Origin of the sequence: Dickeya aquatica (assembly GCF_900095885.1) — a bacterium.
Classification (GTDB): domain Bacteria; phylum Pseudomonadota; class Gammaproteobacteria; order Enterobacterales; family Enterobacteriaceae; genus Dickeya; species Dickeya aquatica.
On record NZ_LT615367.1, the window covers coordinates 1,019,433 to 1,034,427 of the forward strand.

Genomic DNA, 14,995 nt, shown 5'->3' on the forward strand with positions numbered 1-14,995 from the left:
GTTGAGACTCTGAGATTCACTGAATGTGAGACACTTTGCGATGAATATTACGATGAAAAGAAAACCCTTGATGCTCAGTGCACTGGCACTCAGTCTGGCGATAGCGGCAGGCAGCGTGCCCGGTGTGGCAGTTGCGGCACAAACCGTTTCGTCGTCCTCTTCTCAATTGCCGAGCCTGGCTCCGATGCTGGAAAAAGTGATGCCCTCGGTGGTCAATATCTCTGTTGAAGGCCATGCAGCGTCTTCGCAAGCGCATGCACAGCCACCATTACCGCCGCTTTCGGGTGAGAACTCTCCGTTTTGTCAGGAAGGGTCGCCTTTCCAGTCTTCGCCGATGTGCCAGGGTGCAGAGGATGATGAGACACAGGACGATGCCGCTGGGAGTGCGCCACAGCAGACCTTTCAGGCGCTGGGGGCCGGGGTCATCATCAATGCTGCCAAAGGTTATGTTGTCACCAACAACCATGTGGTGGACAACGCCGATAAGATTCAGGTGCGTTTGAGCGATGGCCGCAAGTATGAGGCAAAGATAATCGGTAAAGATCCGCGCTCCGATGTGGCGCTGATCCAATTGCAGGATTTCGGCAATTTGACGGAAATGAAACTGGCCGACTCCGATCAACTCCGGGTAGGCGATTACGCCGTTGCCATCGGCAATCCTTACGGCTTGGGCGAAACCGCTACCTCCGGCATCATCTCGGCATTGGGTCGCAGTGGCCTTAATATCGAAAACTACGAAGACTTCATTCAGACCGATGCCGCCATTAACCGCGGCAACTCCGGTGGTGCGCTGGTGAATTTAAGTGGCGAGTTAATTGGCCTGAATACCGCCATTCTGGCACCGGGCGGTGGCAACATTGGTATCGGTTTCGCGATCCCCAGCAATATTGTGAAAAATCTGACCAGCCAGATGGTGGAATTTGGCGAAGTGAAACGTGGTGAGCTTGGCATTATGGGCACGGAACTGAATTCCGATCTCGCCCGCGCCATGAAAGTGGACGCCCAGCGTGGCGCGTTTGTCAGCCAGATACGGCCCGAGTCTGCTGCGGCAAAAGCCGGTATTAAAGCCGGTGACGTCATTGTGTCGATGAATGGTAAATCGGTAGGCAGTTTCTCTGCATTACGGGCTCAGATTGGTTCTTTACCAGTGGGCAGTAAATTGACGCTGGGGCTGATTCGTGAAGGGAAACCGTTATCCGTTGAGGTGACGCTGGCGCAAAACAGCCCGTCACCTGTGGCCTCAGGCAACCTTAATTCCGCGATTGCCGGAGCCGGGTTGAGTAATACCGAGGTAAATGGCCACAAGGGCGTGAAAGTCGATAACGTCAAACCGGATTCTGCCGCAGCGAGCATCGGCCTTAAACCGGGTGATATCATTCTGGGGGTAAATCAACAACCGATAGAGAATCTGGGGGAACTGCGCAAAATTATCGACAGTAAGCCCCCGGTAATGGCACTGAATATTCGCCGGGGTGATAGCGATCTTTATCTGTTGATTCAGTAACCTATTGCTTGTAGAACAGACGCCTGAGCACCAGGCTGGATACGGTCTTACACCCGGTCTGGTGCGTTCTGCCATTTTTGTGAGTTCTTCCGCATATCCGGTGAGAGAGCCGGATTTTAGTTCAATTGCACAATGTCTAAGGCAATATCCCGCGTTATGCTGGTGCGGTTGTCACTATCCTCTGAGGTTGAAATGGCGTCATACCACCTGAATGACAAGCTGGCGCAGGAAATTGTCGCGCGTACCATGAAGATTATTGATAGTAATATCAATGTGATGGATGCTCGCGGCCGAATTATCGGTAGCGGCGATCGTGAGCGTATTGGTGAGTTGCACGAAGGGGCGCTGCTGGTGCTATCGCAAGGTCGGGTGGTGGACATTGACGATGCCGTGGCGCGCCATCTGCACGGCGTGCGGCCAGGGGTCAATTTACCGTTAAAGATTGATGGTGATATTGTCGGGGTCATCGGCCTGACAGGCAACCCCGGCCAATTGCGCCAATACGGTGAACTGGTCTGCATGACCGCAGAGATGATGCTGGAGCAGGCTCGTCTGTTGCACATGCTGGCGCAGGATAGCCGGTTACGTGAGGAACTGGTGCTGAACCTGATTCGCACCGACGAGTTACCAGCGGCATTAATGGAATGGGCGCAACGCCTGGGGATTGATCTTAATCAGCCGCGTGTTGTTGCCGTCGTGGAAGTGGATAGCGGCCAGCTCGGTGTTGATAGTGCGATGGCCGAGTTACAGCAACTGCAAACATTGCTGACAACACCGGAGCGTAACAACCTGATTGCCATTGTGTCACTGACCGAAATGGTGGTGTTAAAACCAGCGCTCAATAGCCACGGCCGCTGGGATGCTGAAGAGCATCGCCGGCGCATTGACAGCCTGTTATCGCGTATGGAGGAGAGCAGTCGATTACGGGTGCGCGTTGCGCTTGGCAACTATTTTACCGGCCCGGGTAGTATTGCCCGCTCTTATCGTACCGCGCGAACCACCATGAGTGTCGGTAAACAGCGTATGCCATCACAGCGCAGCTATTTTTATCAGGACTTGATGTTGCCTGTACTGCTCGACAGCCTGCGCGGCGGCTGGCAAGCCAATGAGCTGGTGCGCCCGCTGGCCCGTTTGAAGGCGATGGACAGCAATGGTTTGCTGCGTCGTACCCTTCATGCCTGGTTTCGTCACAATGTACAGCCCGGAGCGACAGCCAAAGCGCTGTTTGTTCATCGTAATACGCTGGAATATCGGTTGAATCGTATTTCTGAGTTGACCGGCCTGGATCTGGCAAACTTTGACGATCGCCTGCTGCTGTATGTCGCGTTGCAACTTGATGAAGATCATTAATGGTGCTGACCGGCTACGCTATTGCCTGCCGGTCATCTTAGATTCAAATGCGATGATAAGTGATAAATAATATAACCTGATAATATAAATTATCTCGAAACAGTATTTTTTTACTCCTCCCTTATCCTCTATTGTCAGCCTCAGAGATAAAACCTGATGTGTGGTACCAAACATGGGGTCACCTGCATTATCAGGGTATACAATTGCTGGCCGCTGGTTCTGGTGCCATATTCGCCCGACGATACAACGGGCAAATGACTTTGAGGGGAGTGATAAGTATGTCAATGCGTCGTCTGGGATTATCGCTGGCTAGCGCAGCATTATTGTTTGCAGGGGCCGCCTCTGCTGCTACCGAATTGTTGAACGTCTCTTATGATCCAACCCGTGAATTTTATCAGCAATATAATGCCGCCTTCATCAAACACTGGAAACAGACCACGGGCGAGGAACTGAGTATTAAGAATTCGCACGGTGGTTCCGGTAAACAGGCGCGTTCGGTGATTGACGGGTTGCAGGCTGATGTGGTGACGCTGGCATTAGCCGGTGACATTGATGCATTGAACCTCAACCAGCAACTGATTGACCCGCAATGGCAGGCCAGACTGCCAGACAACAGCACACCTTATACTTCCACCATTGTATTTCTGGTACGTAAAGGCAATCCGAAACATATCAAAGACTGGGATGACCTGATAAAACCGGATGTGCAAGTCATTACGCCAAACCCGAAAACCTCTGGTGGGGCGCGCTGGAACTTCCTGGCAGCCTGGGCTTATGCCCGCCATTTGCCGGGTGGAACGGATGAAAGCGCACAGAAATTCGTCACAGAGCTTTACAAACATGCGCCGGTGCTTGATACCGGTGCCCGTGGTGCCACTATTAGCTTTGTCCAGCGCCAGTTGGGCGATGTGCTGATAGCCTGGGAAAACGAAGCCTATCTGTCGCTGAAAGAGCAAGGTGGCGACCAACTGGAAATCGTGACGCCTTCACTGTCGATTCTGGCGGAACCCCCGGTGGCGGTGGTAGACAAAATTGCCGAGCGCAAAGGCACCCGTAAACAGGCTGATGCTTATTTGAATTATCTGTACAGCGATGAAGGGCAACGGATCATCGCGCAGAATTTCTACCGCCCACGTAATGCCAAAATTGCCGAAGAGTTTAAATCGCAGTTTGCGCCGGTCAAACTGGTGACGATTGATGGCGAGTTTGGCGGCTGGAAAAGTGCGCAACCGAAGTTCTTCGATGACGGTGGTGTTTTCGATACTATCTTTAAGCAAATTAATAAATAAACAACGAGTTAATCAGCAAAACCGCCACCACTTCGGGGCGGTTTTGCCACGTAGGTTGCCTGTGTGGCAACTGGTGTTTCTTGATTGAAAGGCTTGTTATGTCACGACGTGCTTCACCGGTGATGCCCGGTTTTGGTCTTACTCTGGGGTTCAGCCTTAGCTATCTGGGGCTGATTGTGCTCATTCCGTTAGGGGCGATGTTTTTATACGCCAGCCAACTGACGCTTCCTCAGTTTTGGGAGCTCATTACCAGCCGCCAGGTACTGTTTTCGCTGCGTTTGTCTTTTGGCACGGCGTTATTGGCAGCTTTTGTCAATGGCGTGCTGGGCACGCTGTTGGCGTGGGTGCTGGTGCGCTACACCTTTCCCGGTCGCAAAATTATTGATGCGATGATCGATATGCCATTTGCGTTGCCGACAGCGGTGGCGGGCATCGCTTTGACGTCATTGTATGCCCCTCACGGCTTGGTCGGTTCACTGTTTCCGTTTCGCATCGCCTATACCGGGCTTGGTATTACGCTGGCGTTGATTTTTGTCACCTTGCCGTTTGTGGTGCGAACACTACAACCGGTACTGGCCGATATTCCCAAAGAAATTGAAGAAGCCTCCGCTTGTCTGGGGGCCAGCCCGTCGCAAACCTTCCGCCATGTGCTGTTGCCGGCGATTCTGCCTGCCTGGCTGACCGGGTTTGCGTTAGCGTTTGCCCGTGGTGTGGGGGAGTACGGTTCGGTGGTGTTCATTGCCGGTAACATTCCGTTTAAGACCGAAATTTTGCCGCTGCTGATTGTCTCGAAACTCGATCAGTACGATTACAAAGGGGCAACCGGCATCGGGGTATTCATGCTGGTGGTGTCATTTATCATGCTGTTACTGATTAATCTGTTGCAGCGTCGTATTCAACCTAAGTTATAGGCGTTTAAAGGATGTCTATGGATCAGAGTCTTTCCGTGTCATCGGTGCGCCCCGACTCGGCACAGCGTCCGATAGCCTTTTATGTGCTGACATCGCTGGCGTGGCTGGTGTTTGTGCTGATTTTGGTACTGCCGCTTATCATGGTGGTTGCGCAAGGATTGCACAATGGTCTGGGTGCGTTCTGGCGGGCTATCAGCGAGCCGGATGCATTATCTGCACTTAAACTGACGCTGTTGGCGACCGTCATTTCCGTGCCACTCAATATGTTATTTGGCCTTGCTATCGCCTGGTGCGTGACCAAATTCGAGTTTCGCGGTAAATCGCTGTTGCTGGCGCTACTGGATTTACCGTTTTCCGTTTCGCCGGTGGTGACCGGCCTGATGTATGTGCTGCTGTTTGGCGCACAAAGCAAGCTATACCCTTTTCTGACCGAGCATCATCTGGAAATCGTCTATGCGGTGCCGGGCATTGTGCTGGCAACGATGTTTGTCACCTTGCCGTATGTCGCTCGTGAGCTTATCCCGTTGATGGAACAGCAAGGCAGCCAGGAAGAAGAGGCGGCACGTTTGCTGGGGGCAAATGGCTGGCAGATGTTCCGGTATATTACCTTGCCGAATGTGAAATGGGCGTTGGTATATGGGGTGGTGCTGTGTACAGCGCGTGCCATGGGGGAATTTGGCGCGGTATCGGTTGTGTCTGGCCATATTCGTGGCCTGACCAATACGTTGCCGCTGCATATCGAAATTCTCTATAACGAATACAATATTGTGGCGGCGTTTAGTGTCGCCATCTTGTTGCTCATCATGTCGCTGGTGGTGCTGCTGCTTCGCCAGTGGAGCGAAGCGCATTTGACGAAACAAATCGAGAAACAGCAGGAGTTGAGCGGAAATGAGCATTGAGGTTCAAAACGTTAACAAGCAGTTTGGTCAGTTCCGTGCGCTCAACCAGATAAACCTGTCGATTCAGAGCGGTGAATTGGTCGCCCTGCTGGGGCCATCGGGTTGTGGCAAAACCACGTTACTGCGCATTATCGCCGGGCTGGAGACGCCAGACAGCGGCAACATCGTATTTCACGGTGAAGATGTCTCCGGGCAGGATGTACGTGACCGGCATGTCGGTTTTGTCTTCCAGCATTACGCGCTGTTCCGCCATATGACGGTGTTTGACAATGTGGCTTTTGGCCTGCGCATGAAACCGAAAGCCATTCGCCCGTCAAAGCGTGAAATTGAAAGCAAAGTGCATGAATTGCTGAACATGGTGCAATTGGACTGGCTGGCGGATCGTTACCCGGAACAGTTGTCCGGCGGGCAGCGTCAGCGCATTGCGCTGGCCAGAGCGCTGATTGTCGAGCCGCGCATTCTGCTGCTTGATGAGCCGTTTGGCGCACTGGATGCCAAGGTGCGCAAAGAGTTACGCCGCTGGCTGTCTCGTTTGCATGAGGAGATCAACCTCACGTCTGTGTTTGTCACCCATGACCAGGAAGAAGCCATGGAAGTGGCAGACAGAATTGTGCTGATGAATAAAGGTGTGATTGAACAGATTGGGACGCCGGATGAAGTGTATAACCGCCCGGCAACCGAGTTTGTCTATAACTTCCTTGGCGACAGCAACCGGCTGAAGTTGGCCGGGCAGGATAAAGTCGTTCAGTTTCGTCCGCACGAAGTGTCGTTATCCAAACAGGCTCAGCATGATTACCAGCCGGTAGTGGTAAAGGATATTCGCCCGCTGGGTGCCCTGACACGACTGGTGCTGAAGGTCGATGGGAATAATGAACTGATTGAAGCTGAAATCGCACATGATGATGCGGTGTTGGCTGATTTGCACCGTGGTGATGTGGTGCAGTTTAAGCCGAAACGTTATAACTACGATTGGGAAATCTGACCATAAAAAAAAACGCCCGTCAGGGCGTTTTTTCCAGGCATACGCCTCAGTTAACGGTAGTCTTCATTCGACACCACAGAGTAACGGCCACTGCCCAGCAGCACGATAACCAGACTGCACAGGAAATAGAACGCCTCTCCTTCCAGCCCCCATGCACCCACATTGGTGATGGTGAACAATTTGCCAAGCGTAACCAGCAGCGTTGCAATCAACAGGTTAAATGCAACCACCGCAGCAGAAATACGGGTCAATACGCCGAGAATAATCAAAACGGGAGCCAACACTTCGCCAATGTAGGCACCGTAGGCAATAAAACCGGGTAAGCCATGCTGTGCCAGCATTCCTGAGATCCAGCCTACGCCGTTTTCGATTTTGGCCACGCCGTGGAATAGCAACAGAATACCGACAGTCAAACGCAACAACAGTTTGCCGCCATCCTGGTGGTCGGTTAAACCGATAAAAATTTTATTGGCTTTTGCTATCATCGTCTTACCCTTATTAGGAATACATGTTATTAGGGCTCTAGTGTCATCTTTTGGCAACGGAATAAAAAACCAATACATTTGACGTTCCTTATCAAAAATTTTGCGTGATGGCGAATCGGTATTGTAAGGAGGCGTGCGGTGCAGGATAAGATAAAGACATCTGGCCGCTGGCTGGCGTTGTTGATCGACCGATTAATTTAACAAGATAGGGGAAATGAGCTTAGCAGTGGTAAAAGCAAGGAGATTCAGGGCAATAATAGGAAGGTTTCACAAAAAGAAAAGCATACTGGCGGTATGCCGTAGCTTATGGTGTTATTGACCGGGTTGGTCGAGGTAATTGGTGGGTCGTGCAGGATTCGAACCTGCGACCAATTGATTAAAAGTCAACTGCTCTACCGACTGAGCTAACGACCCGCAGAAGTGGTGGGTGATGACGGGATCGAACCGCCGACCCCCTCCTTGTAAGGGAGGTGCTCTCCCAGCTGAGCTAATCACCCACTTCTGTACTTCATTGCTGTAAGAAGACAGCTGGTATGAGATTGGTGGGTGATGACGGGATCGAACCGCCGACCCCCTCCTTGTAAGGGAGGTGCTCTCCCAGCTGAGCTAATCACCCAATCTCAATTCTTCTTACTTCACACAGCGAGCAACTCTTGGTTAAAGAGTGGTGGGTGATGACGGGATCGAACCGCCGACCCCCTCCTTGTAAGGGAGGTGCTCTCCCAGCTGAGCTAATCACCCCCGCTGTGTGGAGTCGCATTATAGGGATAGTTGAATGTGAGTCAACGCTTTTTAAAACGAAAACATCTGTTCGTTGTAAAATTAGGCGATATGCCGTGTTTCTGGGCGTTATCGTCGCTTACCTGCATATTTTACGGGTGTTAACGCCGGTGTGGCGCGGTTATGGCGTTGAGGAATCGAAGGGGAGTGATAGAATATTGCCCACTTTAATGCAGGCTGTGTTGTGCACTGATAGCGCTCATCCTTAATGGCGGAGCACAGCCCGGAATCCGGGTCAGTATTGACTGACCGTTGCTGTCTAATGAAGGCCGTAATCTCAATGAAAATCAAAACCCGCTTTGCGCCCAGCCCGACTGGCTATCTTCACGTAGGTGGTGCCCGCACCGCGCTGTATTCCTGGTTGTTTGCCCGCCATCTTGGCGGCGAGTTCGTGCTGCGTATTGAAGATACCGATTTGGAGCGTTCGACCAAAGAGGCGATTGACGCCATCATGGATGGCATGAACTGGCTGAATCTGGGCTGGGATGAAGGCCCGTATTACCAGACCAAGCGCTTTGATCGCTATAACGCGGTAATTGATGAGATGCTGGAGAATGGCTCGGCTTATAAATGCTATTGCTCCAAAGAGCGGCTGGAAACACTGCGTGAGCAGCAGATGGCAAATGGCGAGAAACCGCGCTATGACGGTTGCTGCCGCGATTCTCAGCAGCATCATGCTCACGATGAGCCCCATGTTGTGCGTTTTCGTAACCCGCAGGACGGTTCGGTTATCTTTAATGACAACATTCGTGGCCCGATCGAATTTAGCAACCTTGAGCTGGATGATTTGATTATCCGCCGTACCGATGGCTCACCGACTTACAACTTCTGTGTGGTTATCGATGACTGGGATATGGAAATTACCCATGTCATTCGTGGTGAAGATCATATCAACAACACACCACGTCAGATAAACATCCTCAAGGCCTTGGGTGCGCCCGTGCCAGAATATGCTCATGTATCAATGATTCTGGGCGATGATGGTAAGAAACTGTCTAAACGTCATGGCGCAGTCGGTGTCATGCAGTACCGCGATGACGGCTACCTGCCGGAAGCACTGCTGAACTATTTAGTGCGTTTGGGTTGGTCACACGGCGATCAGGAAATTTTCTCGATTGATGAGATGAAACAGCTGTTCTCACTGGATGCCGTCAGTAAATCGGCCAGCGCATTCAACACCGAGAAATTGCAATGGCTGAACCACCACTATATTAATCACCTGCCGCCGGAATATGTGGCAACGCATTTGTCCTGGCATATCGAGCAAGCCGGTATTGATACCCGTACCGGCCCGCAATTGAGTGAGCTGGTGACATTGCTTGGCGAGCGTTGCAAGACACTGAAAGAAATGGCGGGCGCTTGCCGCTACTTCTATGAAGAGTTTGCCGAATTTGATGCCGATGCCGCGAAGAAACACCTGCGCCCGGTGGCCCGTCAGCCGCTGGAATTGGTTCGCAGCAAACTGGCTGCTATCGCTGGCTGGACACCAGAAGCAATTCATCACGCCATTCAGGGTACGGCTGATGAGCTGCAACAAGGGATGGGGAAAGTCGGCATGCCGTTGCGTGTTGCCGTGACCGGCGCAGGCCAGTCGCCGGGTGTCGATGTGACGGTTCATGCCATTGGTCAGTCTCGCACGCTGGCGCGTATTGACCGGGCACTGGCGTTTATCAGCGAGCGTGAAGCCCAGCAATAATTCCTGATTCAGTTATTACCCGTGTGGTCTTCAATAAAAAACCCTGGTTTCCCAGGGTTTTTTATCTGCTTTGATCGTGGCTCACGCACCTAACGCCTGTTCCAGATCTGCGAGTAAATCTTCTATGGCCTCAATACCGACAGATAAACGGATCATCTCAGGTTTGACACCTGCTTTGGCCTGCTCTTCAGGCGTCATCTGGCGGTGAGTGGTTGATGCCGGATGGCAGGCCAGTGACTTGGCATCACCAATATTGACCAGCCGTTTGAATATTGCCAGAGCATCATAAAAACGAACTCCCGCCTCGTAGCCCTCTTTCAATCCAAACGACAAAATGGCCGAAGGTGTCCCTTTCATATACTTCTGCGCCAGTGCGTAATGCGGATGCTCCGGCAACCCGGCATAGCTCACCCACGCAACTTTCGGGTGATTTTGCAGATAGTGTGCCACCTTCAGCGCATTCTCCACATGGCGCTCCATACGCAGCGACAAAGTTTCCAGCCCTTGTAACAGTAAAAAGGCGTTCATAGGAGACAACGCCGCCCCTGTATTACGCAATGGTACGGTACGAGCCCGGGCAATAAAGGCGGCCGGGCCAAACGTCTCGGTATACACCACGCCGTGGTAGGCCGGTTCAGGTTGATTCAACCCAGGGAATTTTTCCGGGTATTGATGCCAGGCGAAGGTGCCGCCATCAACAATCACGCCACCCAGCGAATTACCGTGGCCGCCAACATATTTCGTGATGGAGTGCACGACGATGTCAGCACCAAATGAAATGGGTTTGCACAGTACCGGCGAGGCAACGGTATTATCGACCACCAGTGGAACGCCGCGCTGGTGGGCAACATTTGCCAGCCCTTCAATATCGACAATGTTACCCGCCGGGTTGCCGATACTTTCGCAGTATACCAACCGGGTTTTATCATCAATCAGTTCGGCAATCGCTTCGGGGGAGTCATCGCTGGCAAAACGTACCTCAACCCCGAAACTCGGCAGCATGTGGGCAAACAATGTATAGGTGCCGCCATAGAGCTGTGGCGTGGAAACAATATTGTCGCCTTGCCGGGTGAGGGTTTGAATCGCATAGGTGATGGCTGCGCTACCGGCTGATACCACCAGCGCAGCAATACCGCCCTCGAGTGCAGCAAGGCGTTGCTCCAGAATGTCGTTGGTTGGATTCATGATGCGGGTGTAGATATTCCCAGGGACGTCCAGATTGAACAGGTCGGCACCATGCTGGGCATTATCAAATTCAAAGGCGACATTTTGGTAGATAGGCACGGCTACCGCTTTCGTTACCGGGTCAGACTTAAAACCGTGGTGCAGGGCAATCGTCGCGTCTTTCATACTCTTAGGCACTCCATGGGTAAATTAAAGGGAAACTCATTGCATCATATTTGCCAGTCAGCGACCGAACAGCACCAGATATTGCTTTGCCCGAGTCGATGTAACGGTCTGATCGTGGATGATGCATTGTTGGGTTTTTTGTCAAAAGTGAGAAAAACTTTTTTGTCATAAGCTAATTGCTAAATTAACCTCGACGAAAGACATTTTTGTGTGTCACTGCCAAATAACACAGGGGGTTGTGATGATGTCGTCCGCATGGTTTGGCGGCTTTTTCAGCGGTTGGTCAGATAAATAGATTTTAGCGTTGACAGGGTTTAGGGGGTTGCATATGATGCGACCCGTTCACACGATACAGTGTCGGATATGGGGCTATAGCTCAGCTGGGAGAGCGCTTGCATGGCATGCAAGAGGTCAGCGGTTCGATCCCGCTTAGCTCCACCAAATCTTCATCCCGCGTCGATTTGGCAGGTACTGTATCAGCGTTGTGGGGCTATAGCTCAGCTGGGAGAGCGCTTGCATGGCATGCAAGAGGTCAGCGGTTCGATCCCGCTTAGCTCCACCAAATTCCCTCTTCCGTATTCCATTTATCAAATACATCACACCATATTCAATGAGTTACACGCCTGCCTGGTTGATGCCTGAGTGCAATGACCCTTGCCCGTCTGCCCATTGATTTCCACTCTTCTGTTGTCAAGCTAAAGAGCGCCACTCTCTCTGGCTGTGCAGGACAATGGCGCTCATGACTAGGTATTGTCCGGCAATTGCGGCATCCAGTTAATGGGTGGTTTGCCCTGTTGCGCTAATAATTGATTTGTCATAGAAAAATGGTGGCAGCCGAGAAATCCACGGTGGGCAGAAAGTGGCGACGGGTGAGGGGCTTTCAGTACGTGATGCCGTTGTGTATCGATAAGGCTGCCTTTTTTCTGTGCATGTGATCCCCACAACAAAAAGACAATTCCTTCACGGTGTGTATTGAGCGCATCAATCACCTTATCCGTGAAGGTTTCCCACCCTAAATTGGCATGAGAGTGGGCTTTGCCCGCTTCGACGGTAAGCACCGTGTTAAGCAGTAACACTCCCTGTTCCGCCCAGCTTTGTAAAAAACCATGCGCAGGAATACTAAAACCGGGAATATCGTGGGCGAGCTCTTTATAAATATTCACCAGTGAGGGGGGCGCGGGTATCCCTGGCCTGACAGAGAATGACAGCCCGTGTGCCTGATTCGGGCCGTGATAGGGATCCTGGCCGAGTATTACTACGTTTACAGCGTGAAATTCGGTAAAGCGAAATGCGTTAAAGACATCTTTTTGTGGCGGGTAAATCACTTTTCCTGCCGCCCGCTCCTGATGAACGAATGACAGTGTGTTTGCAAAATAGGGTTGTTCTTTCTCTTGTGCCAGCACATCGTGCCAGGTCAGGGAAGTGGTCATAAGATGTGAGCCTAATCCAGTCAATGGCGTTATTCCGGTTGTTATTGCCCGGCAGCCTGATTTGCAGTTCAAAGCCTAAGCTTACCGTCAAACCTGTTACAGGGAAAATCCTTCCCCCCTTTTTCTTTCATCCATAAACCAATCATTACTTGTTTTTTTTAAAATTTACAAAAAAAATTGCAATCAGGGAATGCGGTAAATTGATGTAAAACAAAAGATTATAAAATAGCAGTCAAATGACTGGTGGCAAAAATTGATTTGCATCAATGATGATGGCCTGAATGGCTGGTATACAGGTAGCCAGATTCGGTTGGTTTTGCGTTAGCGTTAATGCCATGAGCTATTTGTTACCAACCGTCGTTTTTTGTTCGGGTCATTATGACTCCGCTTAATGGAGGTAATCATGGTTACAGGTATTCAAATCACCAAAGCAAACAACAATGCCCTGGTTAATTCTTTCTGGTTGTTGGATGAGGAAAAATCGCAGGCGCGTTGTGTTTGCGCCAAGTCCGATTTCAATGAAGATCAGGTCGTTGCTATCAGCGAACTGGGCCAGTTCGAGTACCGTGAAGTGCCGCTGGAAGTGAAACCTGAGGTGCGTGTTGAAGGTGGTCAGCACCTGAATGTTAATGTGCTGCGTCGCGAAACCCTGGAAGACGCGGTGAAAAACCCGGAAAAATATCCGCAGCTGACTATTCGTGTCTCTGGCTATGCCGTGCGCTTTAACTCGCTGACCTCAGAGCAGCAGCGTGATGTGATTGCTCGTACCTTTACTGAAAGTCTGTAAAGGTTGCGCTGTCATAACAGCAGATAATACGTGGTAGTTGTGCCGTTAGCGGCGATCGTCATGCCAGCCATTAGATATGGCTGGCATGATTTTTTTTAGGTGAAAGAGTATGTTGCCGTGCAAAAAAGGGGGCTGATTCCCCCTTTGTCGTTTTAAAACGGTGGCTCCCAGGCTTCTGTCATTGCTTGGGCTGCGTTTTTTCCTGCACAGCATCAGCTTTAGTGCTGGGCTGGCGTCGTTTGCCGATGTTTTTACTGTCGCGGTGACGTACTTTTACTTTCGCTTTTTGTTTTTCTTGTTCTTTCTGCTTCTGCTCTTTACGTTTCGCCAGCACTTTTTTCGAGGGTTTACCGGTCGTCCTGGCGCTGGGGGCTCGCGTAGTCGGGCGTAGTTCATCAATCACGCGTGCTTTGAGCGGCTCGTTAAGGTAACGGCCGATTTTTTCCAGCAGCAGATGGTCATGAGCTTCTACCAGTGAAATCGCACAGCCTTTACGGCCCGCACGACCGGTACGCCCAATACGGTGCAAATAGGTATCCGCTGTGCGAGGCAAGTCGAAGTTAAAAACATGACTGACATCAGCGATATCCAGCCCGCGAGCAGCGACATCAGTTGCCACCAGCACGTTAACCCGGCCTTCGCTGAGACGTTTGATGGCCTCATTGCGTTTGGCCTGCACCATTTCGCCTTCCAGATAGCAGGGTTCGATACCTGCCGAACGCAACCAGCCCACCAGTTCATGGACACGCTCACGTTTGCGCACGAACACAATTGAACGGGTGACATCAGGTTGCTTAAGGAGATGGGCAAGAAGTGCAGTTTTGTGCTCAATGGTGTCAGCACGGTAGTACCATTGCAGGATTTTCTTGCGCTCGCGCCGTGAAGGGTCAGCCTCGACTTCTACCGGGTCATTGAGCAGGCGCTCGGCAAAATCTTTAATGGCGTCGCCTTCCAGGGTGGCAGAAAACAGCAGGGTTTGTTTACGCCAGCGTGTTTCTCCTGCGATGTGTTCGATATCTTGCGCAAAGCCCATATCGAGCATGCGGTCGGCCTCATCCAGAATCAGCGTTTCGACGGCCCGGCAGTCAAAATTCTCTTCTTTGATGTATTGCAGCAGGCGACCAGTGGTGGCGACCACCACATCTTGATTCTCGCTGAACACCTCTGCGTGGTTCATATAAGCCACACCGCCGGTAATAGTCGCAATATCCAGATGCGTATGTGCGGCTAACGCCCGGGCCTGATCTGCCACCTGCATCGCCAGTTCCCGGGTCGGGGTGAGGATGAGAATTCGCGGAGGGCCGGATTTTTTACGCGGGAAATCGAGCAAATGCTGGAGCATCGGCAGTAAATAGGCGGCGGTTTTACCGGTTCCGGTAGGCGCGGAGCCTAAAACATCGCGCCCTTCCATCGCCGGTGGAATGGCCGCAGCCTGAATCGCGGTCGGGCGGCTAAAGCCCATATCGCTTAATGCGTTAAGCAGGCTGTCATCAAGATCAAACTCGGAAAAATGGGTCGCAGTCATGGTCTAC

The 14,995-nt window shown here is 51.6% G+C and carries 12 protein-coding genes and 6 tRNA genes; 10 read left to right on the plus strand and 8 right to left on the minus strand.

Translation table 11 applies throughout. The annotated features are described in order from the left end of the window. The first annotated feature begins 52 nt into the window (after window positions 1-52). The 6 genes from degP (at window position 53) to DAQ1742_RS04700 (ending at window position 6,935) form a co-directional block, all read left to right on the plus strand. Window positions 53-1,504 carry a serine endoprotease DegP gene (gene degP / locus DAQ1742_RS04675; protein WP_035346267.1) on the plus strand — a complete coding sequence of 484 codons (1,452 nt, stop codon included), beginning with the start codon at window positions 53-55 and terminating at the stop codon, window positions 1,502-1,504. Window positions 1,505-1,696: 192 nt separating this feature from the next. Continuing rightward, entirely contained in the window at window positions 1,697-2,854 is a 1,158-nt protein-coding gene (locus DAQ1742_RS04680) for a CdaR family transcriptional regulator (RefSeq protein WP_035346264.1), read from the plus strand. 284 nt (window positions 2,855-3,138) lie between these two features. Beyond that, window positions 3,139-4,143: a sulfate ABC transporter substrate-binding protein gene (locus DAQ1742_RS04685; RefSeq protein ID WP_304412295.1), complete on the plus strand. Its 1,005-nt coding sequence runs from the start codon at window positions 3,139-3,141 to the stop codon at window positions 4,141-4,143. A gap of 98 nt (window positions 4,144-4,241) precedes the next feature. Next, entirely contained in the window at window positions 4,242-5,054 is an 813-nt protein-coding gene (gene cysT, locus DAQ1742_RS04690; RefSeq protein WP_035343654.1) for a sulfate ABC transporter permease subunit CysT, read from the plus strand. A gap of 17 nt (window positions 5,055-5,071) precedes the next feature. Further along, window positions 5,072-5,953 (plus strand): sulfate ABC transporter permease subunit CysW, encoded by an 882-nt coding sequence (cysW, locus tag DAQ1742_RS04695; protein ID WP_035343652.1) that lies wholly within the window; start codon window positions 5,072-5,074, stop codon window positions 5,951-5,953. After that, on the plus strand, window positions 5,943-6,935 hold the full coding sequence (locus tag DAQ1742_RS04700) for a sulfate/molybdate ABC transporter ATP-binding protein (RefSeq protein WP_035343650.1): 993 nt from the start codon (window positions 5,943-5,945) through the stop codon (window positions 6,933-6,935). The genes cysW and DAQ1742_RS04700 overlap by 11 nt, the downstream gene beginning before the upstream one ends. Window positions 6,936-6,985: 50 nt before the next feature. Here DAQ1742_RS04700 and DAQ1742_RS04705 read toward each other — a convergent pair whose 3' ends face one another. The 5 genes from DAQ1742_RS04705 to DAQ1742_RS04725 all read right to left on the minus strand — a co-directional run bounded on the left by DAQ1742_RS04705 (window position 6,986) and on the right by DAQ1742_RS04725 (window position 8,161). After that, window positions 6,986-7,420, minus strand: coding sequence for a DoxX family protein (locus DAQ1742_RS04705; protein WP_035343648.1), 435 nt, complete (start codon window positions 7,418-7,420; stop codon window positions 6,986-6,988). 338 nt (window positions 7,421-7,758) lie between these two features. After that, a tRNA-Lys gene (locus tag DAQ1742_RS04710) sits at window positions 7,759-7,834 on the minus strand. A 7-nt stretch (window positions 7,835-7,841) separates the two neighbouring features. After that, window positions 7,842-7,917 (minus strand) — tRNA-Val (locus DAQ1742_RS04715). 43 nt (window positions 7,918-7,960) lie between these two features. Then, window positions 7,961-8,036: transfer RNA gene (locus DAQ1742_RS04720), tRNA-Val, on the minus strand. A gap of 49 nt (window positions 8,037-8,085) precedes the next feature. Further along, window positions 8,086-8,161: transfer RNA gene (locus DAQ1742_RS04725), tRNA-Val, on the minus strand. 319 nt (window positions 8,162-8,480) lie between these two features. Here DAQ1742_RS04725 and gltX point away from each other — a divergent pair. Beyond that, window positions 8,481-9,896 (plus strand): glutamate--tRNA ligase, encoded by a 1,416-nt coding sequence (gene gltX / locus DAQ1742_RS04730; protein ID WP_035343643.1) that lies wholly within the window; start codon window positions 8,481-8,483, stop codon window positions 9,894-9,896. 81 nt (window positions 9,897-9,977) lie between these two features. Here gltX and DAQ1742_RS04735 read toward each other — a convergent pair whose 3' ends face one another. Beyond that, window positions 9,978-11,246, minus strand: a complete 1,269-nt coding sequence (locus tag DAQ1742_RS04735; protein ID WP_035343641.1) for an O-acetylhomoserine aminocarboxypropyltransferase/cysteine synthase family protein — start codon at window positions 11,244-11,246, stop codon at window positions 9,978-9,980. Window positions 11,247-11,611: 365 nt separating this feature from the next. Here DAQ1742_RS04735 and DAQ1742_RS04740 point away from each other — a divergent pair. Both DAQ1742_RS04740 and DAQ1742_RS04745 read left to right on the plus strand, forming a co-directional pair. After that, window positions 11,612-11,687: transfer RNA gene (locus DAQ1742_RS04740), tRNA-Ala, on the plus strand. A 45-nt stretch (window positions 11,688-11,732) separates the two neighbouring features. Then, window positions 11,733-11,808, plus strand: a tRNA-Ala gene (locus tag DAQ1742_RS04745). A gap of 181 nt (window positions 11,809-11,989) precedes the next feature. Here the strand turns inward: DAQ1742_RS04745 and ung are convergent. Then, a complete protein-coding gene (ung, locus tag DAQ1742_RS04750) occupies window positions 11,990-12,676 on the minus strand; it encodes a uracil-DNA glycosylase (protein ID WP_035343639.1) in 687 nt (228 codons plus the stop codon). Between the two features lie 403 nt (window positions 12,677-13,079). Here ung and grcA point away from each other — a divergent pair, with 403 nt between their 5' ends. Further along, a complete protein-coding gene (grcA, locus tag DAQ1742_RS04755) occupies window positions 13,080-13,463 on the plus strand; it encodes an autonomous glycyl radical cofactor GrcA (protein ID WP_035343637.1) in 384 nt (127 codons plus the stop codon). A gap of 178 nt (window positions 13,464-13,641) precedes the next feature. Here grcA and srmB read toward each other — a convergent pair whose 3' ends face one another. After that, window positions 13,642-14,988: an ATP-dependent RNA helicase SrmB gene (srmB, locus tag DAQ1742_RS04760; protein ID WP_035343634.1), complete on the minus strand. Its 1,347-nt coding sequence runs from the start codon at window positions 14,986-14,988 to the stop codon at window positions 13,642-13,644. Window positions 14,989-14,995: the final 7 nt, after the last annotated feature.